We start from the raw sequence: 25,175 nt of genomic DNA, 5'->3' as shown, positions 1-25,175 counted from the left end.
GGATGGGTCAAATGTCTGCTTGGCGATTTCGTCGCGATGGAACAGGAAGTCGCACACGACCGAAGTCGACTCTGCCGAGTGGGGCCATAACGTGAATGCCGCGACATGATCTGCGGACAGACTCAGCATCAAGTTCGGGTATACAAGCTGACCTTTGTGACGAGCTATTTCGTCCTGGCTCAGGCCAGGAAAGGGAGCAGGATCGGTCGTTCCGGAGCGAGTGAAGGTCCAGGCTCCTTCCCGATGGGGGATGCCCTTTTCCCAATCGAGTTCTGAACCGCCGCGTTGTTTGAAAGCGGGGACAAGCTCGGACAGTTCAGGATGCACGGGGCCGCAGTGGTAACACTCGTTGAAGTTCTCGACGATGGCCTTCCAGTTGGCCGACACCTGATAGACGATCCGGAAGGCGGAGCGAAGGTCGCTCAACGGATAGCTCGCAAGGTAACCCTGGGACTCCTGGAACTGGTTGGCTATCGAGGTCGATTTTTCAGGTTTCAGATGGATCCAGATGAATCCGCCCCAGGTCTCGATTCCTACCGGGTGCAAGGGAAGTTCCTCCTTGCGGAGGCCATCGGTTTCGTCCAGGAAGGGAGCGGAGCGGAGTCGACCATCAAGCGAATACGTCCAGGCGTGGTAGGCGCATTGAATTGATCCGTGGAAGTTCCCTGATGGGCCGATCGAGGTTTGGGTGGGTTTGCCAGGAGCGAGGGAGAGTTGGCTACCGCGATGGCGACACAGGTTCGCGTACGCCGATAGGGAACCGTCCCTCGTCCTCGTGATCAGAATGCTTTCGCCCACCACATCACAAACGAGATGATCGCCAGGAGCGGGGAGTTCGTCCTCTCTACCAATGCAGAACCACTGCCTTGTGAAGACCTTCTCTCGTTCGCGATCGAACCATTCGGCACCGATGTACTGGTCGCGGTGGAGGGTGGATTCCATGGCCAGAGGCTACCGGGGAAAGGCCAGCGAAGCGGTCGTCATGCCCACTCTCGGGGGATTTCCTCGTGCCAGGACTTCTGCCAGATCTGGGTGCCGTTATGCATGGCGGTTAGTTCGATGGCGACCTGAAATGCTCCGGCGCTGCGGATCTCCAGAGAGCCTGTCGTCTGGACCTCCCACCCCGGTCGACTCAGGGTCAGCTCGGACTTTGACCGGACGGTGGTAGAGGCGGGATCAACATCGCTGACGGCTACCTCCCATGACTGATCGGAGGCGTACGTGAGGTCATCGCGATCGGGCTGGAACTGCCGGCTCGTGACGTGCCGCCGAAAGGCTGTCTCGCCGAGTTCGGACACAACCATCCAGGTGTCTTCATCGTCGAGAAACTCCACGGGCGGGATCGGTGGCTGGTCAAAAGGAGCCAGCTCGACCCGATGATGGTCAGGGCGTCCGACGGGCACGGTCGGAAGGACCAATCGCGACTTCTCCGGGATAATCCCGAGGGTGAACCGACCAGGCGGTGGCCAGACCACCGGGAAGTCGGCCCCGGAGATCGAAAGTCGGAGTCGTGAGCCGGAGGGAATCATCGAAGATGTCGCCATCAACGGGAATCTGACCGACATCTGGCGCCCTGGCTGGGGAGGCTGAGGATCTGAAAGATCGAGTGGAAACGCCAGGTTCCGGTTTCCCCGGCAGATCAAGTGTCCCGAGCCGTCCGGGTCGATTACCAACAGTCGTACAGCCACCAGACCGAAGGGGTGGTCGGTCGTGACGCAGAGCTCGACTTCGGGACTGCCCAGAATCTCAAGTGGATCGGCGAGAGGCTCGGTGGTGAACGTCAGTGATACGTCGTCGTCCCGGCTCGAATCGGTGCTGGTTACCCCCGATCGATCCCAGGCTGGAGCGTGAGCTCCGACCCATTGCGGTCCGTCCCAGGTGGTACCACTTCCGTTCAGGTCCGCGAGTGAGGTACTCCATTCAGTTTTGTCGGACGGTGGCCAGGCGGATTCGGTTCTCCAGTATCCGTTGACTTCTGTGTCGTCATAGGGCGGCTCGGTCCGTATGAAGGCCGTTACCGGTGCCATGTCCATGACGCCGTTGTCATCGCCCCGCAGGTGATGCCCGAACCATCGGGCCATCAGATCGAGATGGTCGTAGGTCGGGCCGGGAATGCCGGTGGCAGGCCGATGATGTCCCCACGGCCCGATGAGCGTTCTCGTCGGACAGGACAGGTGGGTGGCCATGTCAAGCATTCCGTCGACGTAACCGTCCAGCCAGCCCCCGATGAGGAGGGTCGGGCATTCGATGGCGGCGTAGTCGGCGCTCGGCGATCCATGCATCCAGTAGTCGTCTCGATTCTGGTGCCTTAACCATTCCAGAGGCCATTGAGGGGTCCCTTCCAGCCGTCTGATCCACTCTTCGTACCATCCGTCGCCAAAGATGTCCGGGTCAGGGGGAAGGGCGTTGCTTGAGATCATGGATGGGGGCCAGTCGACCTGTTCGGCGGCGTGCAGTGAGCCGCCGACGTAATGGACATCACAAGCGAAGCGATCGTGGGTGGCGTGCATCGCAGCAATGGCCTTGAGCTGCGGTGGTCGCAGCATGGCGGTCTGCAAAGAACTGAATCCACCCCAGGAGATTCCCCACATTCCGATGTTTCCTGTGCACCAGTCTTGATGTTCCAGCCATGCCAGGATCTCGAGGTTGTCGGATTGCTCAACGGCTAGGTATTCGTCGTTGATGATCCCCGTTGACGCTCCGGTTCCGCGGATGTCGATCCGTACGCCGGCCATGCCCCGTGATGCCATGTAGGCATAGGTGGAGTAATCGCGGGCGGTGCAGTCATCGTCTTTTCGGTAGGGAAGGGATTCGACGATGGCGGGGAATGGTCCGTCATTGGGCGCGTCCGGCAGATACGTGGTGACGGCGATGCGTACGCCATCGGTCATTTCGACGAAGACCCGTCGATCGATGGAGACCGGGTAGTGGTTGGAGTCCTTCACCAGGTAAAGCTACCCAGCCAGGTCCGGCCCGGGTGCGGAAACCGGCCGGGTTCATGGCGGGTCAGTGACCGAATGTCACCGGGCCGTCGGTGGCCGAGGTCTCGATCCGTTCGCCGACGAGGTCGACGAGGTACGTGGTGTAGTTGTGTATCGATACCTCAGGATTCCAGATGCCGATGGATACCACCGCGACGTCTTCCTGACTGTCGATGAACAGGGTGCCCGTCTGTTGGGAATACATGGTGAACTGGGCCCAGAACGTTGGTTGGTCGATCGTGGTGAGGGGAGCGGAAAACTGCCTTCCGTTCTCAAGATCCAGCACCCTCAGAACAGTTGATTGAGACGAGAGCCAGCCTTCGCGTGGGGGGTTGTCGCTGGCTATGGTGCCGGTGGTTTCCAGCCACATCAGTCGGGTTCCCGTCGGGTTCAACGTGGGCACGCTGACTGACGTTGCGTTTCGGTCGCACGTAGGAACGGGTCCGGGGGTGGGTAGTTCGGTTCCGTTCAAGTCGAACAAGAGCCATCTTCCACAGTCGGATGGTTCATCTGACGGCAGCGACTCAAGGCCCACCGCATCCATCATCCAAACCAGTATCCGCTGTCCGCCATACGACGCGAATACGGGTTTGACCCCTCCGGTCGATGACTCTCCGTCTCCGCTCGATTCACCGAGATCAGCGACTTCGGTCTGCGTCCCGGTATCTGGATCAATGAGCACAACCCAGTGGGCGGTGGTGTTGGTCCCGCTTGAATCGGCCTTGGCATCGCCAGTGATCGCGATGGCGTACCGATGGGTGGCGTTTAGTCCGGCGGGTAGGTATTCAGGTTCTACCCATCCGAGAGCTCCACCGGTCTTGCCGACCAACTGGCCGGCCCGTTCTCCGGGTCGGGGGCTGTACCAGATGGAACCCCCTGCCACTCCCGGCCCCCCCGTAAACTGATAAAGAATCGCATTGTCTGGCGTCACCCTGGCGACGGAAACCTGCTCCTCGATCAGTCTGGTGAGTTCGCCTTCCGAGTCAGCCCTGACCAGGCCGCCTGGACGCAGTTGGATGAGGTCGGGTCGATCGATATCGGCCCGGGTAAACGCCAGGAAAGCGAGAATCACCCCCACCCCCACGACGAGGGCGGCAAAGCCTTTGATGAGGCGGCTCGATTGGTTTGGAGACTCGTCGAGGACGATGGTTCGGAGCTGATGGTCGATCTCCCAGGCCAACCGGGGCCTGAGTTCCAGGGAAACGGTTGCCTCGGCGTCCTGTAGGTTGCCGGCGCCGTAGTGGGCTCCCAGCGCCCTGGCGATGCGCTCCTCATCCCAATGCCGTCCGTGATGGAGGAGCAGGATGAGGCGTTGTTTTTGGCTCAAGGCACTCAGAGCCGCGGCTGCCTCGGCATCGGAAGTTGGTACGGCCAGGCTGCCCGTGAGACGTCCCGGTTTATCCATCGCCAGGCGGATGGCATCGGCCGCTGGATCGTCCGTGGGGGTCCGCCCCAATCGACGGAGGGCCCGGTCGGTCGGGCGGTTGGCGGGGGACTGGACGGCGATCGAAACAACGGCGAGAACCTCCCGTCGGAGGGCGGGACTCTCGCTATCCACTGCTAGTTGCCTGCCACCGAGAACAGCCACTCGCCATCTTCGGCGATCCCGATGCGACGCCCGGTGTAGCCGCCTTGCTGTCGCATGGCGTCGATTTCTTCCTCATTGAAGACGGGTCGAAGCGCCGCCCAATCGGCATCGGTGGGCTGGTCGACGGCCGCCGACGGCCACACATAGATCGAACGCCCGTCAGGGAGCAGGCTGACTGCGTGCGGCAGGTTGAGAATCCGCACGATCAGAGACAGGTCGTCGCCGAACCGTGCTTCCGATGCCATCCAGTATCTGCGAGGGTCGCCTCCCGCGAGATCGACGACGAACGATGAGGACGTGAGCGAGGCCAGGGCATCAAAGTCACAAGCCACGGCGCGTTCGACGATGGCCGAGCGGATCGCCGCAACGGTATCCGGTAGGTCCGGTGTGACAGGCGGAACGGAGGGCTGACCGGCGGCCGAGCACGGTCCCGGTGCCATGCGAATGCCACCGAGTCGATGCCCCTCGGTGACCGCCAAGGGGCTGTTGAATAGTGACGCCGACCGGACGGGATCGGTGGTGGGGATCACTATTTGGCTCGCCTCTCCGACGACGATGAGAGAGCCTGATTGGTCGGTTACCAGCGCAGAGTCCTCGTCGAGGTCGAAAACCCGTACTGCCGATGCCACGTCGTAAACGGTTGTTGATTGATCATCGACTCGTGAGACGATCACCTGGCCGGCCAGTACCGTAGCCACGAGATCATCCCAGACCGCCACCGAGAATGGGCCGGAACCGTCAGTGCAGTCGGAGTTCCAAATCGGATCTCCGTCTTTGAAAGCGACGAGTTTGTTGCAGGTGGCATTGACACGTTGTTCGACGAGGATTGTCGGTCCGTCCGCGTCACCGGAAACCAGATCCGGTCCCTCATACAGCACCAACGGGGCTCCACCCTGGAGGTCCGCGGCGAGGAGTTGTCCGCCAACTGTTTCGCCGTCGGGTCGGCTCAGGTAGATGACATTTGGTCGCCCGTCGATCGGGGCGACATCGAGCAAGGTTATCACTTGTCCTTCACCTTCGGCGATCAGTTCGAGCGGCTCGATGGTGCCTGGTAGGAGGCGCAAGATGCCAGACGAGACGCCGGGTCCCGGGTCCTGGTACTGGAAGACGATGCCTCCGATGAGGTCAACGGATGCCGCCGCCAGGGGATAGTCGATATCGCCGGTAAGGATGGCGGCCGGAGCGTCGTCGTAGACCAGGGTTAATGCATGGTCGGTAACCACCATGACTCCTGAAACCGGCTCGGTGGAGGGAATCGTTGTGGCAGGAGGACTGGTCGGTGACACATCTCCGTTGTCATCGACTGTCGTTGTCGTGGTGTCCCCAGGCACGGTTGTTGCCGTTGGGAGCAACGAGCACGCTCCGAGGAGCATGGTCACTATGAGTAGGCCTGCGAGTCGGGTGGTCATGAGTGCAACGGTAGTTGGCCGGAGCCTCTACGAGAGTCGAATGGCCTGCTCATATGCCTTGATGTATGAGCGTGCAGCATTTGCCCATGAGAAGTCATTGGACATTCCTCGCTGCTGAAGGGCGGTCCAGGTTGGCTGGTCGGTCCGGAACAGTCGCATGGCGCGGCGGATGGTCTTGGCCGCTTCGATCGGCTCGAAGGCACGAAAACCGAACCCGGTTGCCAGATCTGGATTCTCGTCCACGTCGATGACGGTGTCGGCGAGCCCGCCGGTCAAACGAACGACAGGAATCGACCCGTATCTCATCGCGTGCATCTGACCGATACCGCAAGGCTCAAACCGCGATGGCATCACGTAGCAGTCCGTGCCTGCGGCGATCAGTCGGTTGAGCCCTTCCGAGTAGGGGCCGTGCCAGACAGCCTGAGGGTGGCGAATCGCCCAGCCGTCGACCATGGCATCAAGTTCCCCGCTACCGACGAGGACAAAGCGAGCGCCTTCTGATACAAGTGAGTCGAGATGGTCGTCGAGCAGGGCCAGGCCCTTCTGTTCGGACATGCGTCCGACGTTGCCAAAGACCACCCCATCGTCGATTCCTGCCATCTCAATGAGCATCTCGCGATTCGCGAGGCGCCCGCCCAGTTCATGAGGTCCGAAGGTTGAAGCGAGCGAGTCATCTGTTTCGGCATTCCATGCCACGGGATCGATCCCATTCACAATGCCGATCGGTGGTTGGCTCCGAGCGTTCAATACGCCGTCGAGGCCACCGGAAACTGAGGGGTCGGTCAGAAGTTGTTTGGCGAAGGTCGGGCTCACGGTCGTGACAATGTCGGCCAGGGCCATTCCTGCCTTCAGATAATTGGCGCCGCCGTACCACTCAAGCGGTCCTCCGAGGTTCGTGGATCGCTCGTCGGCGCCCAAGAGTTCGCTTGCCTCATGCAACGGGCCAACGATTGGATATACCGCGTTGTGCACTGTAAACACGGTCGGCCGGTCGGTGATGAGTGATACCGCTCCGGTGTGTGCGTCGTGGAGGTGAACGACATCGACGTCGTGCGCGATGGCAGCCACCACCGTGCAAAATCGCCCGAAACGGTGCCACTGGTCCTGGTAGCCGCTTCCGGGCGTGTCACCGTAGATACCAGGCCGATCAAACGAGTCCGGATCATCCACGAGGACGACCTCAACGTTGCCGTCCCGGTGTAGCCAGAGCGAATCTGCAAATCCGATTCCGGCGTGTCGGTCCCCGAGATTGTGGAGGTGCCGGTAGCGGGGGATGACAACTCTGACAGAGTGCCCTTCGGCGGCGACTCCGTGGGCAATGCCGGCTACCGCCTCGCCAAGGCCTCCGGTTCGGGCGAGGGGCGAGTATTCGGATGCTGCAATGAGTACACGCACGGCGGGCCTTCCTTCGCTTACGGTAAAGCTAGCGCTGGGTTGTCGGCTGCCGGAGAAAGTGTGGTCGGTAATATGGTGCCCATGCCCCAAAGCCCCGCGGTAAGCCGCCCCGAGACCGTCATCCTGCTGGGCTCCTATCCGGCCGACTACACCGACTCTCAGATAGACGCCTTTACGGAGCAGCGAGCCATGGCTGCCGAGATGATCGCGTCTGAATCTCGACCCCCGAGCATGATCTTTGTCTGCGTTCATAATGCCGGTCGGTCGCAAATGTCGGCTGGTTTTGCTCGACACTTGGCCGGTGATCGGGCGATCGTGTTCAGTGGCGGTTCAAACCCTGGCCCCGAGATAAATCCGGTAGCGGTGGAAGCGATGCGTGAGGTTGGCATCGATATCTCGAACCAGTTTCCGGTGCCCTTCACGACTGAGATCGTTCAGGCCAGCGATGTGGTCGTGACGATGGGCTGCGGAGATGCTTGCCCATACTTTCCCGGCAAACAATATCTCGACTGGGAGTTGGCCGACCCACACGGCCAGGACCTGGATGCCGTGCGGATCGTGCGCGACGAAATCCAACGACGGGTGATAACGCTCCTTTCAGAGATGGGCATTGATCTCTGAAGGCATGGATCGGTTCGAGCATCCTTCCGTCGAGGAGCTGATCGGGTGATTACCGCCCATATTGAGACCGCCTAGACTCATCGGTTATGCCGATCGACATTGATATTGCCCACGTCGCCAAGCTTGCTCGAATCGAGCTCTCCGAACAAGAGATGGCGGCCTATCGCGCCCAGCTAGGCGTGATTCTTGACCATGCGGCCAAAGTCCAGGCGCTCCCAACCGAGGGCGTCCCGCCGACCTCGCACCCCCTGGACATGGTGAATGCTTTTCGCGATGACGTTGTGACGCCCTCGCTGGATAGGGATGAGGTCTTGTCGCAGGCGCCCGATGCCACCGACGGGTTTTTCCGGGTTCCCCCATCCCTGGACAACGAATGACCGAACTTTCCCAGCTCACGCTCGTCGAGGCTGCTGTGGCTCTTCGCTCCGGAGAATGCACATCGGTGGCGCTCACGGAGTCAGTCCTCCATCGAGCAAGCCTCACCGAGGCCTCAGTCCACGCTTACCTGACAATCGATCGTCAGGGGGCCATGGCCGCGGCCGAGGCGTCAGATCGTCGGATCGCCGACGAGAAGCCGATCGGGCCGCTCGACGGGCTGCCGATAGCTCTGAAAGACAACATGATGACCAAAGGGATTGAGACGACCGCATCGTCGAAGATCCTGTCCGGATACATTCCGCCGTATGACGGTACCGTTGTCAAACTGCTTCGTGAAGCTGGCGCGGTGTTCGTTGGCAAGACCAACATGGACGAATTCGCCATGGGTTCGTCAACCGAAAACTCGGCGTACGGTCCGACCCGTAACCCCTGGAATCTTGATACGGTTCCGGGCGGGTCTTCTGGTGGTTCAGCGGCGGCGGTGGCCGCTGGTTCGGCTCTGGCCGGCCTTGGGTCCGATACCGGTGGATCCATCCGACAACCCGCCGCGTTGTGCGGACTGGTCGGTATGAAACCCACTTACGGTTTGGTATCTCGATACGGTCTGATCGCTTTCGCCAGCTCGCTCGATCAGATCGGCCCCCTGACGCGCTCGGTGCAAGATGCCGCCGTCCTTTATGAGGTGATCGCCGGCCATGATCCCCACGACGCCACCTCGTTCCCCGGTCCGGCTCCCTCGGGGACCGAACGACTCGGAGCCGGCGTCGAAGGCTTGCGAGTTGGTGTCGTGAACGAGCTGTCAGGCGAAGGGATCGACGACGAAGTGTTGGCCGCCTTCCGGGCCACCGTCGATCGGTTGGCGAACGCCGGTGCCGAAATCGTCGAACTCTCCCTGCCGTCGACCGCGACAGCGTTGTCGGCGTACTACCTGATCGCCCCGGCCGAATGTTCGGCGAACCTTGCCCGCTTCGACGGGGTCCGATATGGCCTGAGAGTTGAGGGCAGCACGGTCGATGAGATGATGTCGTTGACCAGAGCGGAGGGATTTGGCTCTGAGGTGATTCGCCGAATCCTGCTCGGGACCTACGCGCTATCGGCGGGCTACTACGACGCCTTCTATGGTCAGGCCCAGCGGGTTCGAACGCTCATCATTCAGGAGTTCGCTACGGCCTACCAGCAGGTGGACGTCCTTGTCTCACCGACCGCTCCGGCCCCGGCTTTTGAGTTGGGAGCCAAGACACAAGATCCACTTTCGATGTACATGCAGGACATCTGCACGATTCCGTCCAATCTCTCGGGCCATCCTGCCATGTCGGTACCGGTTGGCTTGTCGGCGAGCGGACTACCGATCGGGTTCCAGGTGATGGCTCCGGCGCTCGGCGAAACGGTCATGTTCCAGGTGGCCTCCGCCATCGAAGCGTTGTCCGATGACATTGGTCGCCCGGTTCTCGAGGTGGTGGCGTCGTGAATTGGGAGCCGGTCATTGGAATCGAGGTTCATGTCGAACTTGAGACGGCCTCGAAGATGTTTTGTGGATGTGCAGTCGACTTTGAGGCCGAACCAAATACGAATGTCTGCCCGGTCTGCCTTGGCCTGCCCGGCGCGTTACCGGTGCCCAACCGTAAAGCCATTGAATGGATAACGAAGATCGGTCTTGCATTCAACTGCTCGATATCGGAGCGATCCCAGTTCCACCGCAAGAACTACTTCTATTCGGACCAGCCGAAGAACTATCAGATTTCCCAGTTTGATGTACCGGTCTGCCATGACGGATGGCTTGACGTAATGGTTGACGGCGCGACGAGTCGAATTCGTATCAACCGGGCCCACATGGAGGAGGACACCGGCAAGTCCATCCATGTCGGTGACAGTGGTCGGATTCATTCGGCGACCGAAACGCTTCTGAATTTCAACCGGGCGGGAGTTCCGCTTGTTGAGATCGTCTCAGAGGCGGATATTCGCTCGGCTGCACAGGCTCGTGCGTACGCCCAGGATTTGAGGACCGTAGTTGCTGCCCTTGGCGTGTCTGATGCCAAGCTCGAAGAGGGCTCAATCCGGTTCGACGCCAATGTCTCGATCCGACCGGTTGGAACCGAGCCCTTCGGTACAAAAGTCGAAGTCAAGAATATGAACTCATTTCGGTCGCTGGAGCGGGCCGTCGACTACGAGATTCGTCGTCAGGGGGGCGTCCTGGAATCCGGGGGGATCGTTCATCAAGAGACCCGTCACTGGGACGAAGGCGAAGGTGTCACCCACTCGATGCGTTCCAAGGAAGGAAGCTCGGACTACCGGTACTTTCCGGAACCCGATCTCCTGCCGATCGAAGTTACGGATGAATGGCGTGATGAGATAGCTGCCACTCTGCCCGAAATGCCGGCAGCCAGGGTTCGCCGGTATATAGCGCTCGGCGCGGATGGCGACTCAGCATCTTCGCTGGCTGGTTCTGAAGCACTCGCAACGCTGTTCGAATCGGCAGTGGAGGCAGGTGCCCCAGGCAACGTCGCCGCCAACTGGCTCACTGGTGAGGTGACGGCCTGGTCCCGGCGGGAGTCCATGGACGTGGGCGAGTCAGCTCTCACCGGGGAACACCTCCGTGATCTGGCTGCGATGGTCGCGGCAAACTCGTTGTCATCAACCGCCGCCAAAGAGGTCCTCGGATATGTTCTTGCCGGTGAAGGTGGTCCAGTCGAAGTCGCTACCGCCCACGACCTGGTGCAGATCAATGACTCACGAGCGTTGGAAAAGGCGGTCGACGAAGTCATTGCCGACAACGAAGAACAGTTCGCCCGGTTGGCAGGAGGCGAGGACAAACTCATCGGGTTTTTCGTTGGTCTTGTCATGCGTGTTACCGGCGGTAAAGCCGACCCACGAGCGGCTACGGAAATCATTCGATCCCGGATTGGCTAGATGCCTGTCGTTTTCGACTGCGACGGAGTTCTGGTCGACTCCGAATCTCTGGCGTGGACGGCCATTGCGTCTGCGATGGGCCTCTTTGACGTTGTCGTTAGTGACGAGGATCGCCAACAGTTGGTAGGTCATCCTTTCGAATACGAGTACGCCTATTTTGCCGGGCGAGCAGATCTACCACCGCCCGAAATCGTCAAGGCAGCTATTTCCGACGCCATGTTCGCCCTGTTTGAACGTCATCTGGAATCGTTTGAGGATGCCAAGGACACCATTGAAGTACTGGTGGGTCGTGGCGTATTGCTGGCCGTGGCCTCGACGTCTGCCCGCGATCGATTGGACGTTTCGTTGCGGGCCACTGGCCTGGCCGATTTCTTCTTGGCGTCGGTGGCCGGCGACGAGGTGGTCGCCGTGAAGCCCGCTCCTGATCTCTTCCTGAAAGCAGCCGAACTGCTCGGGGTGCCTCCCGAAGTCTGTACGGCTGTTGAAGACTCTCCGGTTGGAATAGCGGCAGCCAGGGCGGCGGGTATGCGGGTGGTGGCGGTGGACCGGGGTCAGTTCGGCATGGACGAATTGGCCGGGGCCGATGTCCTCGTCCCGCGTTTGACGCCCGCTCTCTTTCACGGAAGCTAACCTGACGCCATGGATCAATGGCTACCTCTCTTGCTCGGAATCGGTGCGACCGGTCTGGTGATTTTTTGGGTCGTGAAGAAAGTATTCAAACTGGCGATCTTCGCGGCCATTGCGGCGGCGGCCGCCTGGTTCTGGTTCAGTACCTGACCGTTGGAGTTCTTGGGCGGTCTCCTGGCGGACACTGTTAGGGAGCTCTTCGGATTCGGGGCAGAGCTTCGACGGATCCTGTTTCTGACCCTGGCGGTGGCCGGGGTCGCCACGGCTATCGGGGTTCTGGTGGGTGTGCCGCTGGGGACCTGGTTGGCACTCACTCGCCACCGACTACGAAACACCATCGACGTGTTGGTAAACGCCGGTATGGGTGTCCCGCCGGTCCTGGCCGGACTATTGATCTTGATACTGCTGTGGAATGACGGCCCGCTCGGTTCTCTTGATCTTGTGTTCACGCCGGTGGCCATGGTCGGTGCCCAGGCGCTCTTGGCGATTCCCATTGCGGCAGGAGTCACCGCCGGGGCGATTCGCGGGCTCGGCCCGGCTGCCAGTGAGCAACTGGTCGCGCTGAGGCTCACCGGTTATCGGCGTGGATTTGTAGCGGCTCGGGAGGCCCGTCCCGGCGTGATCGCAGCGGTGGCCGCCGCCTTCGGGCGGGTCGTTTCCGAGGTAGGTGCCGTTCTCATCGTTGGTGGCAACATTGAAGGCGAAACCCAGGTCCTCACCACCGCGATCGTGCAGCAAGCCCGCCAGGCCCACTTTGATTCGGCCCTCGCCCTCGGGTTCGTCCTTCTCATCATCGTCGCGCTGGTGAATGTGGCCTTAGGGCGATTGAGGTCGGTATGAGATTTACGTACCCGGCTGACGGGTCCCAACTCGACTGTGAGGTCGATATTCCAACCGGTATGCGAACCGTCGTCTTCGGGCCCAACGGCGCCGGTAAGTCGACGCTTCTACGATTACTGGCCGGCACCATCGGTGACAATCCGTGGGAGGCCACCTATCTGCCACAGACCGTCTACCACTTCCGTGGCAGTGCCGGATGGAACCTTGGCCTTGGCTTGAACGCCGAGCAGGCGGCCAGGGCTCGTCACCTGGCGGATCGGCTGGGAGTCGGGCACCTTATGGAGGCGACGGCGGTGTCTGGTGGTGAACGGCAACGTTTCGCCCTCGCCCGTACCCTGGCGAGACCCGAACCGTGGGTTCTGCTCGACGAACCATTGGTGGCCCTCGACACACAGGATCGAATCAACGTGGCCAGGGTGATCGTCGAAGCGATCGGTGACCGGAGTGCGGTGATCGTGACCCATGACCAGGATGCCGCGGTGATTCTCGGCCAAAACATGGTTGTCCTGATTGATGGGGCAGTGCACCAGGCCGGTCCGATCCACGAAGTGTTTGCCCAACCCGCTGACGAAGCCGTAGCGGCCGCGGTCGGGCTTGGCAACGTTCTTGATGGGATCGTGCGGGTTACTGAAGGGCCCTTGTGCTCGGTTGCCTCAGGTGGGAGTGCCATCTGGGGAGTTGGCGATCACGAACTGGGCGACACCGTGCGAGTGATGTTCGGAGCCGAGACCGTCACAATGTATGCCGGTACGCCGCCTTCGGTCGGATCGGCCAGGAACAGCTTCATCGGGATGGTTACCGAGGTGCGGTCGGTCGGCCGATTTGTCGAAGTTGTGTTGGACGCCGGGGTTCCGATCGTGGCTTTGTTGACGCCGGGATCGTTGGAAGCCCTTGGCCTGAGAGAGGGAGTGCCGGCGACTGCTGTCGTGAAAGCAACCGCCGTGCGGGTCGTGCCGTCTTGAAAGGGCTGGTCGTGGCCTTGATACTCGGGCTGGCCGCCTGTGGGGGTTCTCCCGACCGGGTGATCGTCGGGGCCGGGACGACGCTGGTCGACAGCGGGTTCATCGAAGCAGTGGCCGCCCAGTACGAGGCGGATCACCCTGGAGTTCAACTGAGCATTCTCGGAGAGTCGAGCGCTCAGATTCTCAATCTCGGCAAATCAGGGGCGGCCGAGGTTCTCATCACCCATGCCCCCGAACAGGAGGCCGTTTTCCTCGCCGATGAGGATCCCCGACTCTCGAAGATTGTATTTTCGAGTGAGTTTGTTCTCGTCGGTCCGCCCGGTCTTGCCGAAACCCTGAACGGACTCACGACTACCGAAGCGTTCGCGCAGATTGCGGATCGTAGCTATGGCTTTGTGTCTCGGGGAGACGGATCGGGGACTCATGAAACCGAGCTCAACCAGTGGCCCTGGCCCGGGGCGGCACCGGACGGCGATTGGTACATTTCGACCGGGCAGGGCATGGGCCTAACCCTTCAGGTCGCCGATCAGCGGGGGGCATTCACTTTATCCGAGGTCGGGGCTTTCGTTGGTGCAGAGAACCTCGGGCACCTCGTGCGGGTTGACCTGGTGGATCCGCCAACCAACCCCTATCGGGTCACAGTCATCGAATCCGCATCGCCAGCCGGCCTTGATTTCGCCGAGTGGCTACTCGGATCCGAAGGCCAAGCTGCCGTGAGGCGCGTCAATGAGGAGCTCTTCGGAGCGGTTGTCTACCAGCCCTAGGTGCCGCTAGGGAATGATCAGAATCGGGCATGGCGAATAGTGCGCCAGCCGGTCGGCAACCGATCCCATCACGAATCGTTCGATGAAGCCGGCCCCACGTCTACCGAGGACGAGCAGGTCCGCTTCGAAGTCCTCGCAGTACTTGACGATCGTCCCGGACGGCTCACCGACCTCAAGGGCAGTGGTGACTTCGAGATCGGTCTGATCCAGCTTTGACATGGTCACATCGAGAATCGACTGGCGGGCGTCAACAACGGCTTCTGACATGGCGCGCGGGGGAGGGGGTGCGCCCTCGATGCCCCACCAGCCTTCCGGCGGTCGCACGACCGTGACAACATGGAGCTTGGCGCCACTTTCTCGGGCCAGGTTCGCCGCAAACTGGGTAGCGGCGATTGACCGCTCAGATCCATCGGTAGCCGCAACGATCGTCTTCCATGCCATGTGACACCTCCACCTCTGAATCTACACGGCAGCGGGGCCCGAGCGGCGTGACCGGACCCGGTTTTGTATTTCAAACGCCCGAGGAGGACAATTGATGATGGACAAACCCAAGGTAGTCGTCGCCGAAGTCATAGCAGCCGCAGGTCTCGAAGCGCTTGAGCGCGCCTGTACGGTCGACAATGCCGCCGGTGTCGAACGGGCCGATCTGCTCCTTCGTCTCCGCGACGCCGACGGATTGGTGGTTCGCTCCGCCACCCAGGTCGACGCCGAATTGTTGGCGGCAGCTCCAAAACTAACGGTGGTCGGTCGAGCCGGCGTCGGCGTCGACAACATCGATTTGAAAGCCGCCACTGCCCAGGGCGTCCTCGTGGTCAACGCCCCAACTGCCAATACGATCTCCGCCGCTGAACACGCCATGGCGTTGATCCTGTCCCAGGCCCGAAATGTGGCGAGAGCCGATGCGGTCTTGCGATCGGGGACATGGGATCGGACCAGTTTTCAAGGGGTTGAGCTGCATGGCAAAACGCTGGGGATTCTCGGCATGGGTCGAATCGGGTCGCTGGTCGCTGAGCGGGCGAGAGCTTTCGGGATGAATCTCATCGGGTACGACCCGTTCGTGTCGCCAGACATTGCCAGCCGGCTGGGCGTGCAGATTGTTGAAGACGTGTCGGACCTGTACGCGGTCGCAGATTTCATCACCGTCCATCTTCCCAAGACCCGCGAGACGGAAAGCATGCTCGATGCCGACGCCTTCTCGTCGATGAAGCCGGGTGTTCGCATTGTCAACACATCGCGTGGCGGGATCATCGTCGAGGAGGATCTCGCCGAGGCAGTTCGTAACGGTCACGTGGCCGGGGCGGGTCTCGACGTGTTTGCGGTCGAACCGTTGACGGCCAGCCCGCTGTTCGATTTACCGCAGGTGGTCCTTACCCCGCATCTCGGAGCGTCGACTGTCGAAGCTCAGGACAAAGCCGGTATCGATGTTGCAACGGCGGTCGCCGCGGCATTGTCCGGCGAACTTGTGTTGTCGGCCGTGAACGTCGACCTTGGTCGCGAAGTATCTCCCGAAATCAGAGCGTACCTCCCGCTGGTCGAAAATCTGGCGAGGGTCTTCGTCGGCATCGCCAAGGGTCTGCCGGCGGTGGTCACCTTGCGTATGGAAGGTCGTATTGCCGAGTTTCCAGCAACACCCCTTCGCCTGGCGGCTTTGAAAGGGGCTCTTTCGGAAGCGTCAACCGACACGGTTTCCTATGTGAACGCTTCTTCGATTGCGGAAGATCACGGGATTCAGATCGTCGAGGAGAAGGCCAAGGACGCGCGGGATTTTGTATCCCTTGTTCAACTGTCCGGGACGTTCAACGGCCAACCGGTGTCGGTATCGGGCACGATCACCCGGAAGGGGCCGGTGTTCGTGGAAATCCAGGGCCTGGAGCTGGAACTACCCATGCATCGGAACTTGTTGATGGTCCGAAATCAGGACGCACCCGGGTTGATCGGTCGGGTCGGTACCTTCCTCGGGGATTTGAACGTCAACATTTCCGACATGGTGGTCGGGCGGATGCCGGGTACCGGCGAGGCGGCCATGATGGGAGTCGCCACCGATACCGTGGTGACCGATGCCCAGGTCGAAGCCTTGAGGAAGTTGGACGGAATCATCACCGCGCGATTCGTGCAGCTTCCTGACGCCTAGAAGACCCACAGCTGCAACGCCCACCCGGCGGCGAGCGCCCACAGGCCGGCGACCAGGTCGTCGGCCGTGATACCGAGGGCGCCGTGGAGTCGCTCGGCCGCTGCGACACCCGGGAATTTCTTTGTTGCGTCGGCAACCCGGAAAACAACGAAAGCGACCAATACGGCAGGAACCGTCAGGCCGATCGAAGCCAAGAACATTCCGGCCGCCTCATCTGCCACGATCCAGCCCGGGTCGGCACCATCGGCCGCGAACGGTCGAGAGGACCACAAAGACAGTCCGGTGGCGACGGCTGCCGCCAGAGCCTGCCATTGCCAACCGTACGGGGCGATGAGCAGGGTCATGCCGAGGGCGACCGCCGAGCCAACCGTTCCGGATCCGGAGTGATCGCCGCGAAGCTTGCCAAGCAGGAGGCCGGATCCGAACCATGAGGCAATCGTGCGGTGCATCGGGGCAGGCTACAGTTTTGTCAGATTTGGAGGATCATTTGAAGCTTGAAGACATGAACTCGTATGTAACTCTGGCCGGAACGTCGATAGCCGGGGACGGCCGAATCGTGTTCGGGTCCAAGCAGATGAATGTCGATGAGGACCGCTACGACGCCTTCATCTGGGTGGCAGATGGTGAGGTCGTTCGTAAGCTGACGGCGGGACCCACCGATCTGGCGCCCCGGTTCAGCCCGGATGGAACCAAAGTCGCCTTCTTGCGCAAGGGGCCGGCAGTCACGGACAAACCGCAGCTGGCAGTGATTCCGTTTGGTGGCGGCGAAGCCGAGGTGCTCACCGAGTTCGCAATGGGGGTCCGCTCATTTGATTGGTCACCCGACAGCGCCCAACTCGTCGTGTCAGCGGTCGAATACTCAGATGAGTGGAAAGACCTCGACGACGACGAGCGGAAACGAAAGCCGGCCAGGGTCGTACGGCTCCCGATGCGGTTCGACACCATTGGCCAGCTGCATAACACCGTCAATACCACCTGGCTGGTTTCTGCCGACGGGAGTGAGAAGGTCAAGATTTCCGACGACGATTCTTTCCGTGAAAACGGGGCGATCTTCTCACCTGACGGTACCAAGATCGCCTTTTGCTCCGACCGATCGGGTGACCGGGTCGCCAACAACGATGTACAGGTTTGGGAACGTCAGCTCGAGACCGGCCAGCTCACGATGGTCGCCGATCTGGGTATGTGGTCATCGCTCGACTACTCAGATTCGGGATCTTTGCATGCTCTTGGTCTTCGAAATCTGTTTGATTGGCCCGACATGGTGCAGTTGTGGCGTCTGGATGCAGGCGGGCCGGTCACGCTGACCCCGGACCTCGATCGGGGCATCGCCGAGTTGGCTTTTCGGGGTGACGACGCAGTCATTCTGGTTGAGGACGAAGGACGGGTAGTCGTCAAGAGCATCTCGCCCGAGGGTGCCATCACCGCCGTCCACGAGGCGGATTCCATGGCCGGATCGCTGTCGGCCAGCGTCGCCGGGTTGGCCTTTGTCGACTCAAGCTATGACAACCCGGGTGAATTGATGACGTCGGATGGGGGAGTGGCGAAGCGCCGGACTTCGTTCAACGACGATTTCGCTTCCAAGCTGGTCCACGCTGAACACTTCCTGGTCAATGCCGGTGGCGGTGATGTCGACGTCTGGGTGTACCTGCCGGTCGGGTCTGAGCCGGTCCCGACTCTTCTGAACATCCACGGTGGCCCGGCCGCCCAGTACGGCTATGGGTTCTTCGACGAGTTCCAGGTGTATGTCGGCGCCGGGTATGGCGTCGTGGCGTGTAATCCGCGCGGCTCGTCAGGTCGTGGTTCGAACCACGTCCGAGCGGTGGTTGGTGGAGGCTGGGGCGTCAACGACATGGCTGACATCCAGGCGGCGATCGATGAGGCGCTTAACCGGTACCCAAGACTGGATCGAGACCGACTCGGTGTCATGGGCGGGTCATACGGCGGCTTCATGACGGCATGGCTGACCTCTCGTGATCAGCGGTTCAGGTCAGCGATCGTCGAGCGGGGACTCCTCAACTGGTCATCGTTTACCGGTACTTCCGATATCGGACCGTACTTTTCGCAAATGTATCTAGAGGCGAATCTTCCTGACGATCCAGCCAAGCTGTGGGAAGCGAGTCCCCTGGCCAATGCGCATGAGATGAAGGTCCCGACGCTGATCATGCACTCGGAGAACGACTACCGGTGCCCGATCGAGCAGGCCGAACAGCTATTCACCATGCTCTTGCGGAGCGGGGTCGAGACCGAGATGGTGCGATTCCCTGGCGAGTCGCATGAACTGTCTCGGGCCGGCAAACCGCGGCATCGACAGGAGCGATTTGAGGCGATTCTCGACTGGCATGGTCGCCACTTGCTCCCGGTCGACGAGAACCTGGCAAACTAGTAGCCATGGAAGCATCGAAGTACATTTGGATGGACGGCGAACTCGTTCTCTGGGACGACGCCAAGGTCCACGTTTTAACCCACGCCCTGCATTACGGATCGGGAGCCTTCGAAGGTATCCGGGCCTACGCCACCGATACTGGTCCAGCGATCTTCAGGCACCGCGAACACATGGAACGACTTGTGATGTCGTGCAAAGCCTACGGATTGCCGCTCGATCTTGACGCTGATCAGCTCATGAAAGCCGCCAGGGAAGTCATCTCTTCCAATGAACTGGCGAGCGGATACATCCGCCCGCTCGTTTTCCTCGGTCTGGGGTCGATCGGCTTGAACCCGGCCGGCGCATCGACCCACATCATGGTGGCCGCCTGGGAATGGGGTGCCTACCTGGGGGACGACGGAGTCACCAACGGTATCCGGGTCGCGGTGTCTTCCTGGCGCCGGATTGACTCGTCTTCACTGATCCCTTCTGCCAAGGGGACCGGCGGCTATCTCAACTCGATCCTTGCCAAGAGCGAAGCGGTTCGGGCGGGCTTCGACGAAGCCATCCTTCTCAACCGGGAGGGGTTTGTCTCAGAAGGTTCTGGCGAGAACATCTTCGTAGTCAAAGATGGTGTGGTAGCAACCCCGCCTGTTTCAGACGGCTGCCTGGGCGGCATCACACGTGATGCGGTAATTCAAATCTTGCGCGATAACGGCCACCAACTCGTCGAACGTTCCGTGACGCGCTCAGAGCTGTATTACGCCGATGAGATCCTGCTTTGTGGAACGGCCGCCGAGGTAACACCGGTCAAGGAAGTTGACGGCCGACCGGTCGGGTCAGGGCGCCCGGGACCGGTCACCAAGCAAGTCCAGTCGATTTTTGCTGACGCGGTGCGTGGCAAAGTCCCCGCCTACGAGCACTGGTTGGACCGGGTCTGATGGGACGACAACCGAATATCGAATTGGATCGCTCAGACGCCCCGCGGGCGGTTGGGAAGCCTGGCGCTCCCCGCAGATGGAAGCCGACCAGACCAGGGGAGATTTCCAGTCCTGACGAGATGCGATGGGGCGGCGCTTTCGGCCGTCCCGGTCCCGATACCGGGTGGGCGATCAAGCTCATACGCTCGAGCGACTGGGATCGAACCTCGCGAAGTTCTGAGTCCGAGGCGGTTCTGGCGACTTTCGTCGGGGCCCGGGCGTCGTTGTTCGGCAGGGCGCCCACCACCAGTGACGTGGAGGTAGGTCTGCTTCTTATGGGATTTCGTCCCGATGAAGTACCACCGGCGGTCGCCAAGCGCCTCGTAGCGGAACGCCATCGATGGCTGGACAAGTCAGCCCATGAACACAACAAAGGTGCGGCGTTTGTCGGGTCAATCGATCCAGCGTTGATGGCTGCGTCACCGGATCGAGTTCGGACGCGACTCGCCGCCTCGTGAGCGAGTACCGGTACCTATCTGGCGTCATTCTCCCGGTGCCGGATCAAATGATCCTGGGCTCGCTGATCACCGAACACCTTCCCACGTGTTTCGGGTGTGGCTCGGAGAATCCCGACGGACTGCACCTCGAAGTGCAGTATGCGGGTGATCTTGTGGTCGTTGATCTGACCTTCGACAAGCGCCACGAGGGTGGACCCGGTCTGGTGCACGGCGGCATGTCTGCGGCCGTGCTTGACGACCTCATAGGTTTCGTCATGATTGCGCACCAGAAGCCAGGTGTGACGGCCAATCTGAGCGTCAATTATCTACGTCCCATTCCGGTCGGTATGCATCTGCGGGCCGAAGCATGGATGACAAGGATCGAGGGGCGCAAGATGTTCGCGGAGGCGGTCGCCTTCGACGACCGCGGGACCAACTATCTTGAGGCCTCCGGATTGTTCCTATCTGTCGGCATGGAACACTTCCAGGACGCGCTCAAACCGATCTACGAAAGCGACGAGTACTACCCGTGAAAATTGTTCGTATGCAAACCAACGAAGGCATTGCCTATGGCACCGTTGAGCCGGAGGGCATCCGGGTCTATCAGGGTTCACCCCTCGTTCACTGGGAAGCCACCGATGTGTTCGTCAAATTTGGTGACATTCAGCTGTTGTCACCGGTTCTTCCCTCAAAAGTGGTCGCAATCGGTCGGAACTATGTCGACCACGCCGCCGAATTCAACAACCCGGTCCCTGAGGAACCTCTCATTTTCCTCAAGCCGTCGACGTCGGTAATCGGGCCGGGCCAGCCGGTTCTGTATCCCAAACTCACCAAAGACCTCCAGTATGAGGGTGAGTTGGTCGTGGTCATCGGAGCGGTTGCCCGCCATGTGCCGGCTGAGGACGTGGGTCAGGTCATCCTCGGGTATACCGTGGGCAACGATATGACGGCGCGCGACCTTCAACGCAAGGACGTCCAGTTCACCAGAGGTAAAGGGTTTGATACTTTCTGTCCGCTTGGTCCGGCCATCGAAACAGAGTTTGATGCCGCTGAGGGAATGAGCCTCATCACCAGGGTGAATGGCGAGGTTCGCCAGGATGGGTCGACCGCTGATCTGGTGTTCGGGGTCGCCGAACTCATCGAATACGTCACGTCGGTTATGACACTCCTGCCTGGCGATGTGATCATGACTGGCACCCCGGGCGGGGTCGGTCCGGTACAGCCTGGCGACCGGATGGATGTGGAGATCGAGGGCATCGGAACGTTGACGAACACGGTGGTGGCTGCATCATGAGTGTTCGGGTACGTATCGCTCCGTCGCCTACGGGGATGCTGCATGTCGGCAATGCTCGTTCGGCCGTATTCAACTGGCTGTTCGCCCGTCACCACGGTGGCACGTTCATCGTTCGGGTGGACGACACCGACATCGCCCGCTCAGAGGAACAGTATGTAACGCAGATGATGGAGGCTATGCGATGGCTCGGTCTCGACTGGGATGAGGGCGTTGGGGTCGGTGGACCACATGGCAGCTACCGCCAGTCGGATCGCTTCGATCGGTATCGAGAAGTCGCCGAGCAATTGATCGCCGATGGAGCTGCCTACCGTTGCTTCTGTACGCCCGAGGAGCTAGACGATCGCCGGCAAGCTGCTCAGGCGGCCGGTCGTCCTCCTGGCTACGACGGAGCCTGTCGCACGCTCGGCTCAGAGCAGGTCAACACACGAATGGCGGCCGGCGAGTCATTCTTGGTTCGTCTGGCCATTCCCCGTCCGGGTGTTACCGAGTTCTTTGATCTGGTTCGCGATGACATGCGGTTCGACCATGATGTGATCGACGATTTCGTGATATTGCGCTCGGATGGCACACCCACCTATCACCTGGCATCGACCGTCGATGACGTCGACTACGAGATCACCCATGTGGCCAGGGGGGAAGATCTCTTGTCTTCGACGCCACGCCACATTCTGCTCACCAAGGCGATGGGGGCTGAACCGGTCATCTACGCCCACCTCCCGCTCTTGTTCGGTCCCGACGGCAAGAAACTGTCGAAACGGCACGGCGACACATCGATGGATGCGTACATGAAGGCCGGATATTTGCCGGAAGCCATGTTCAACTACATGAGCCTTCTCGGCTGGTCATACGATCCTGAAGTCACCATCTACAGCCCTGAGCAAGCTATCGAAAAGTTCGACCTCGCCGACGTTTCGAAGAACCCGGCGGTATTCGACACGAAGAAACTCGAATGGATGAGCGGCGAATATATGCGTGAACTGGCTCCTGACGACTTCGTGGCCCGATCACTGCCGTTTATTGAGGTGAACCGGAAGCTTTCGGATGACGAACGCCGCCGATTTGAGGTAATGGCCCCTCTGATCCAGGAGCGGGTCAAGGTGTTGCCGGAGGTTGTGGAAATGTCGGAGTGGCTCTTCGTCGATGAGGTCTCGTTCGACGAAGCGTCCTGGGACAAAGTCATGAAACCGGAAGCTGCCCCGGTGTTGGAAGATGCGATTATCCGACTGGAGGGTCTGACTGTATGGTCGACTGAGGCGATTGAGGGCGTCATGCGGCAAATGCTCGAAGATCTCGAATTGAATCCCCGCAAGGGTTTTCAGCCGCTTCGGGTGGCTGTGACCGGCTCGATGATCAGTCCGCCCTTGTTCGAATCCATGGAAGTGCTCGGTCAGCCAGCGACAGTCGCTCGTTTGCGCCGGGCCCTCGCTCGTTTCGTTTAGGCGGCCGAAGGACTCGCCTAGTACGCTATTATTGAGGCGCTCCCAGAACTGCTCTTTTTGTTCTGTTTGTCGTGTTTTCGCACGGCCCCGTCGTCCAGTGGCCTAGGACGCCGGCCTTTCACGCCGGTAACGCCAGTTCGAATCTGGTCGGGGCTACAACAAAGAAAATGGCCCGCCGAAGGTGGGCCATTTTCTTTGTTCTGAGTTGTTTTCAGATTCGAACCGAATCCTGGGTCGGGGCGAATCGGCTTTGCCGATTCGTGGCAGTTGCTTCGCAACTGCGAGCTACACCTACCTAAGAATTCGTTACGACTGCACGCTCGTCCAAGCTGTTGGCGTCCGGAAATAAGTGTGGCGGGACAACGCGTGTGCAGGAGTGAGATGCGCGATCTTGATACAATGGCCCGAGCATCGGCCTATGGAGGTTCGTCATGGAAGTAGGAATTTTCTTCGGCTTGATGGTCTTCATGGTTGTCCCATTTGCCATCTTTCACATCTGGGCGGTAATCGATGTTCTGAAGACCCCGCCTAGCGTCTGGGAAGCTGCCGAGCAGAATCAGATCGTCTGGGCGATCGTGGTCCTGGCACTGGCCTTCTTGGGTCCGATTCTGTACCTGGTGATCGCCCGCCCACAACTGCGGGTCGCCACCGACCGGGCCAACGTCGTTCAATAGGACGGTCGGGCCGAACGGCTAGTCAGAGTTCTTGAAGGGTTCAAGAAAGGCGAGAGCTTCGTCCTCATTCGTGAACACCCTGAAGGGAATGAGTAGCCGCCCGAGCGGATCAAAACGTTCGCTAAGCGATTCGAGCATCGCTGGATCGACAATCATCGAGCCTGCCGAGAAGACGGCCCGCATCTGATTGATCACAGCAAGCCATCCCCGCGGATCGCCTCCCGGCCAGATGCGCGCATCAAAGAGGACAGGGTGTCGCCGGCCTCCTGCGAGTCGAGTGGCGGCTTCAATCGTCGCGGAAACCGACTCGTCGGTGCTTACGACGCCTTTGGAAACGATGTGAAATAACCCGTCAGCCAGGGTCACGTGGGTTGCCAGGGTCTCGACAGGTCCGTGGGTCATTGCTCAAGCTTATACGCCGCATCGCGGCACTGGTCCGACAACCAGTTGCTATCAGATCACCGGACTCCGGCGCTCAAGGAGAAGAACATCTCGCCAGATCCCGTTCATCTGTCCGAGCTTTTCGTGGGTACCGACCCGTCGGAACCCGGCCTTCTCATGAATGTGTACCGACGCTTCGTTTTCCGGGAAGATGCCTGCCTGGATGGTCCAGATGCCGTCCGATTCCGTGGTCTCGACCAGTGCGGTGAGCAGGCGAAGGCCGACGCCTCGACCCCGGGCGGCTTCGGCAACATATACGCTACTTTCCACAACGCCGGCGTACACACATCGGCCAGAGACGGCTGAAATCGCCACCCATCCGACGACACGTTCGGTTTCTGCGACGAACCGGTGGGCTGGAAGATGGCCGGCGTCCCAGGATTTCCACGATGGGACGTCGCGCTCAAAAGTGGCGTGACCGGTGGCGATACCTTCGGCGAAGATCCCCAAAACAGCTGCCGCGTCGTCGATCGTCATTGGCCGAATGATCATCGCGATCAGGATACCGGGTGGACGGCACGACGCGGTGGGGATCTCTGACGCTAGCCTCGCTCCAATGGCTGTTGCACGTCCGGCGTTCACCGTCGGTATCGAAGAGGAATATTTGCTTGTCGATCGTGAATCGCGAAACCTGGTTGCCGATCCTGCTCCCGGGTTGATGGACGAACTCGAGGAGCTGCTTAGTCACCAGGTCAGCCCCGAATTTCTTCGCTCCCAGGTCGAGGTTGGCACAAGAGTGTGCGCCAATATGGAAGAAGCCGCCATCGACCTTGAGATGCTCCGTCGTACGGTCTGTGCGACCGTCCGTCCGTATGGATACGCGGTTATCGCCTCCTCGACGCACCCTTTTGGCATTTGGCGGGACCAGCTCACGACGCCGAAGGAGCGGTACGAGGGTCTGGCCCGCGACCTGCAAGCCGTGCTGCGGCGACTGGTTATTTGCGG

General features: G+C 60.5%; 27 protein-coding genes and 1 tRNA gene. 19 read left to right on the top strand and 9 right to left on the bottom strand.

Translation table 11 applies throughout. From position 1 onward, the window contains the following. The 5 genes from JJE47_15635 to JJE47_15615 all read right to left on the bottom strand — a co-directional run. On the bottom strand, window positions 1-942 hold a 942-nt coding region (locus tag JJE47_15635), incomplete at its 3' end, for a Rieske 2Fe-2S domain-containing protein (protein ID MBK5268851.1). 38 nt (window positions 943-980) lie between these two features. After that, window positions 981-2,945, bottom strand: coding sequence for a CocE/NonD family hydrolase (locus JJE47_15630; GenBank protein MBK5268850.1), 1,965 nt, complete (start codon window positions 2,943-2,945; stop codon window positions 981-983). Between the two features lie 61 nt (window positions 2,946-3,006). Continuing rightward, a complete protein-coding gene (locus JJE47_15625; GenBank protein MBK5268849.1) occupies window positions 3,007-4,539 on the bottom strand; it encodes a hypothetical protein in 1,533 nt (510 codons plus the stop codon). A gap of 2 nt (window positions 4,540-4,541) precedes the next feature. Beyond that, entirely contained in the window at window positions 4,542-5,978 is a 1,437-nt protein-coding gene (locus JJE47_15620; protein ID MBK5268848.1) for a hypothetical protein, read from the bottom strand. A gap of 27 nt (window positions 5,979-6,005) precedes the next feature. Then, window positions 6,006-7,373: a glycogen/starch synthase gene (locus JJE47_15615; GenBank protein ID MBK5268847.1), complete on the bottom strand. Its 1,368-nt coding sequence runs from the start codon at window positions 7,371-7,373 to the stop codon at window positions 6,006-6,008. Window positions 7,374-7,445: 72 nt separating this feature from the next. On the opposite strand from JJE47_15615, the gene JJE47_15610 reads away from it, so the two are divergent. The 9 genes from JJE47_15610 (at window position 7,446) to JJE47_15570 (ending at window position 14,472) form a co-directional block, all read left to right on the top strand. Next, on the top strand, window positions 7,446-7,994 hold the full coding sequence (locus JJE47_15610; GenBank protein ID MBK5268846.1) for an arsenate reductase ArsC: 549 nt from the start codon (window positions 7,446-7,448) through the stop codon (window positions 7,992-7,994). Between the two features lie 86 nt (window positions 7,995-8,080). Beyond that, entirely contained in the window at window positions 8,081-8,371 is a 291-nt protein-coding gene (gene gatC / locus JJE47_15605; GenBank protein MBK5268845.1) for an Asp-tRNA(Asn)/Glu-tRNA(Gln) amidotransferase subunit GatC, read from the top strand. Continuing rightward, complete coding sequence (gene gatA / locus JJE47_15600; protein ID MBK5268844.1) at window positions 8,368-9,840, top strand: Asp-tRNA(Asn)/Glu-tRNA(Gln) amidotransferase subunit GatA; 1,473 nt, start codon at window positions 8,368-8,370, stop codon at window positions 9,838-9,840. Before gatC ends, gatA begins: the two co-directional genes overlap by 4 nt. Further along, on the top strand, window positions 9,837-11,279 hold the full coding sequence (gatB, locus tag JJE47_15595) for an Asp-tRNA(Asn)/Glu-tRNA(Gln) amidotransferase subunit GatB (GenBank protein MBK5268843.1): 1,443 nt from the start codon (window positions 9,837-9,839) through the stop codon (window positions 11,277-11,279). Before gatA ends, gatB begins: the two co-directional genes overlap by 4 nt. Continuing rightward, complete coding sequence (locus tag JJE47_15590) at window positions 11,280-11,909, top strand: HAD family phosphatase (GenBank protein ID MBK5268842.1); 630 nt, start codon at window positions 11,280-11,282, stop codon at window positions 11,907-11,909. Window positions 11,910-11,918: 9 nt separating this feature from the next. Beyond that, window positions 11,919-12,056 (top strand): hypothetical protein, encoded by a 138-nt coding sequence (locus JJE47_15585; protein ID MBK5268841.1) that lies wholly within the window; start codon window positions 11,919-11,921, stop codon window positions 12,054-12,056. 84 nt (window positions 12,057-12,140) lie between these two features. Further along, window positions 12,141-12,746, top strand: a complete 606-nt coding sequence (locus JJE47_15580) for an ABC transporter permease (GenBank protein MBK5268840.1) — start codon at window positions 12,141-12,143, stop codon at window positions 12,744-12,746. Then, window positions 12,743-13,708, top strand: a complete 966-nt coding sequence (locus JJE47_15575; protein ID MBK5268839.1) for an ATP-binding cassette domain-containing protein — start codon at window positions 12,743-12,745, stop codon at window positions 13,706-13,708. Before JJE47_15580 ends, JJE47_15575 begins: the two co-directional genes overlap by 4 nt. An 11-nt stretch (window positions 13,709-13,719) precedes the next feature. Further along, entirely contained in the window at window positions 13,720-14,472 is a 753-nt protein-coding gene (locus JJE47_15570; protein ID MBK5268838.1) for a substrate-binding domain-containing protein, read from the top strand. Window positions 14,473-14,478: 6 nt separating this feature from the next. On the opposite strand, the gene JJE47_15565 is transcribed toward JJE47_15570, so the two are convergent. Next, window positions 14,479-14,913 carry a universal stress protein gene (locus tag JJE47_15565; protein ID MBK5268837.1) on the bottom strand — a complete coding sequence of 145 codons (435 nt, stop codon included), beginning with the start codon at window positions 14,911-14,913 and terminating at the stop codon, window positions 14,479-14,481. Window positions 14,914-15,007: 94 nt separating this feature from the next. Between JJE47_15565 and JJE47_15560 the strand changes: the two genes are divergently transcribed. Beyond that, on the top strand, window positions 15,008-16,603 hold the full coding sequence (locus JJE47_15560; protein MBK5268836.1) for a phosphoglycerate dehydrogenase: 1,596 nt from the start codon (window positions 15,008-15,010) through the stop codon (window positions 16,601-16,603). Here the strand turns inward: JJE47_15560 and JJE47_15555 are convergent. Beyond that, window positions 16,600-17,052, bottom strand: a complete 453-nt coding sequence (locus JJE47_15555) for a phosphatidylglycerophosphatase A (GenBank protein MBK5268835.1) — start codon at window positions 17,050-17,052, stop codon at window positions 16,600-16,602. The genes JJE47_15560 and JJE47_15555 overlap by 4 nt on opposite strands. Before the next feature lie 38 nt (window positions 17,053-17,090). Between JJE47_15555 and JJE47_15550 the strand changes: the two genes are divergently transcribed. The 8 genes from JJE47_15550 to JJE47_15515 all read left to right on the top strand — a co-directional run bounded on the left by JJE47_15550 (window position 17,091) and on the right by JJE47_15515 (window position 23,789). Then, window positions 17,091-18,986: a S9 family peptidase gene (locus JJE47_15550; GenBank protein ID MBK5268834.1), complete on the top strand. Its 1,896-nt coding sequence runs from the start codon at window positions 17,091-17,093 to the stop codon at window positions 18,984-18,986. Window positions 18,987-18,991: 5 nt separating this feature from the next. Beyond that, entirely contained in the window at window positions 18,992-19,906 is a 915-nt protein-coding gene (locus JJE47_15545) for a branched-chain amino acid transaminase (GenBank protein ID MBK5268833.1), read from the top strand. Beyond that, window positions 19,906-20,403 carry a hypothetical protein gene (locus JJE47_15540; GenBank protein ID MBK5268832.1) on the top strand — a complete coding sequence of 166 codons (498 nt, stop codon included), beginning with the start codon at window positions 19,906-19,908 and terminating at the stop codon, window positions 20,401-20,403. The genes JJE47_15545 and JJE47_15540 overlap by 1 nt, the downstream gene beginning before the upstream one ends. Next, window positions 20,400-20,915 carry a PaaI family thioesterase gene (locus JJE47_15535; GenBank protein MBK5268831.1) on the top strand — a complete coding sequence of 172 codons (516 nt, stop codon included), beginning with the start codon at window positions 20,400-20,402 and terminating at the stop codon, window positions 20,913-20,915. Before JJE47_15540 ends, JJE47_15535 begins: the two co-directional genes overlap by 4 nt. Further along, window positions 20,912-21,676, top strand: a complete 765-nt coding sequence (locus JJE47_15530; GenBank protein MBK5268830.1) for a fumarylacetoacetate hydrolase family protein — start codon at window positions 20,912-20,914, stop codon at window positions 21,674-21,676. The genes JJE47_15535 and JJE47_15530 overlap by 4 nt, the downstream gene beginning before the upstream one ends. Then, entirely contained in the window at window positions 21,673-23,115 is a 1,443-nt protein-coding gene (locus tag JJE47_15525; GenBank protein ID MBK5268829.1) for a glutamate--tRNA ligase, read from the top strand. The genes JJE47_15530 and JJE47_15525 overlap by 4 nt, the downstream gene beginning before the upstream one ends. A gap of 83 nt (window positions 23,116-23,198) precedes the next feature. Further along, window positions 23,199-23,271 (top strand) — tRNA-Glu (locus JJE47_15520). A gap of 275 nt (window positions 23,272-23,546) precedes the next feature. After that, entirely contained in the window at window positions 23,547-23,789 is a 243-nt protein-coding gene (locus JJE47_15515) for a PLDc N-terminal domain-containing protein (GenBank protein ID MBK5268828.1), read from the top strand. Window positions 23,790-23,807: 18 nt separating this feature from the next. On the opposite strand, the gene JJE47_15510 is transcribed toward JJE47_15515, so the two are convergent. Both JJE47_15510 and JJE47_15505 read right to left on the bottom strand, forming a co-directional pair. Continuing rightward, window positions 23,808-24,191, bottom strand: coding sequence for a hypothetical protein (locus JJE47_15510; GenBank protein ID MBK5268827.1), 384 nt, complete (start codon window positions 24,189-24,191; stop codon window positions 23,808-23,810). Between the two features lie 51 nt (window positions 24,192-24,242). Further along, entirely contained in the window at window positions 24,243-24,707 is a 465-nt protein-coding gene (locus tag JJE47_15505) for an N-acetyltransferase (GenBank protein MBK5268826.1), read from the bottom strand. Window positions 24,708-24,786: 79 nt separating this feature from the next. Here JJE47_15505 and JJE47_15500 point away from each other — a divergent pair. Further along, a partial coding sequence (locus JJE47_15500) for a carboxylate-amine ligase (protein MBK5268825.1) occupies window positions 24,787-25,175 on the top strand: 389 nt, incomplete at its 3' end.

This window comes from Acidimicrobiia bacterium (genome assembly GCA_016650365.1).
In the GTDB taxonomy this organism is placed as follows: Bacteria; Actinomycetota; Acidimicrobiia; order Spongiisociales; family JAENVV01; genus JAENVV01.
This window is presented reverse-complemented; position numbering and strand designations above follow the sequence as displayed.

What these genes read in the sequence shown, in the direction of transcription:
- JJE47_15510 (MBK5268827.1), bottom strand. Translation starts at nt 24,191, where the DNA reads ATGACCCACGGACCTGTCGAGACCCTGGCAACCCACGTGACCCTGGCT.
- JJE47_15545 (MBK5268833.1), top strand. Translation starts at nt 18,992, where the DNA reads ATGGAAGCATCGAAGTACATTTGGATGGACGGCGAACTCGTTCTCTGG.
- JJE47_15610 (MBK5268846.1), top strand. Translation starts at nt 7,446, where the DNA reads ATGGTGCCCATGCCCCAAAGCCCCGCGGTAAGCCGCCCCGAGACCGTC.
- gatC (MBK5268845.1), top strand. Translation starts at nt 8,081, where the DNA reads ATGCCGATCGACATTGATATTGCCCACGTCGCCAAGCTTGCTCGAATC.
- JJE47_15585 (MBK5268841.1), top strand. Translation starts at nt 11,919, where the DNA reads ATGGATCAATGGCTACCTCTCTTGCTCGGAATCGGTGCGACCGGTCTG.
- gatA (MBK5268844.1), top strand. Translation starts at nt 8,368, where the DNA reads ATGACCGAACTTTCCCAGCTCACGCTCGTCGAGGCTGCTGTGGCTCTT.
- JJE47_15620 (MBK5268848.1), bottom strand. Translation starts at nt 5,978, where the DNA reads ATGACCACCCGACTCGCAGGCCTACTCATAGTGACCATGCTCCTCGGA.
- JJE47_15590 (MBK5268842.1), top strand. Translation starts at nt 11,280, where the DNA reads ATGCCTGTCGTTTTCGACTGCGACGGAGTTCTGGTCGACTCCGAATCT.
- JJE47_15515 (MBK5268828.1), top strand. Translation starts at nt 23,547, where the DNA reads ATGGAAGTAGGAATTTTCTTCGGCTTGATGGTCTTCATGGTTGTCCCA.
- JJE47_15565 (MBK5268837.1), bottom strand. Translation starts at nt 14,913, where the DNA reads ATGGCATGGAAGACGATCGTTGCGGCTACCGATGGATCTGAGCGGTCA.
- JJE47_15575 (MBK5268839.1), top strand. Translation starts at nt 12,743, where the DNA reads ATGAGATTTACGTACCCGGCTGACGGGTCCCAACTCGACTGTGAGGTC.
- JJE47_15555 (MBK5268835.1), bottom strand. Translation starts at nt 17,052, where the DNA reads ATGCACCGCACGATTGCCTCATGGTTCGGATCCGGCCTCCTGCTTGGC.
- JJE47_15525 (MBK5268829.1), top strand. Translation starts at nt 21,673, where the DNA reads ATGAGTGTTCGGGTACGTATCGCTCCGTCGCCTACGGGGATGCTGCAT.
- JJE47_15505 (MBK5268826.1), bottom strand. Translation starts at nt 24,707, where the DNA reads ATGACGATCGACGACGCGGCAGCTGTTTTGGGGATCTTCGCCGAAGGT.
- JJE47_15560 (MBK5268836.1), top strand. Translation starts at nt 15,008, where the DNA reads ATGATGGACAAACCCAAGGTAGTCGTCGCCGAAGTCATAGCAGCCGCA.
- JJE47_15540 (MBK5268832.1), top strand. Translation starts at nt 19,906, where the DNA reads ATGGGACGACAACCGAATATCGAATTGGATCGCTCAGACGCCCCGCGG.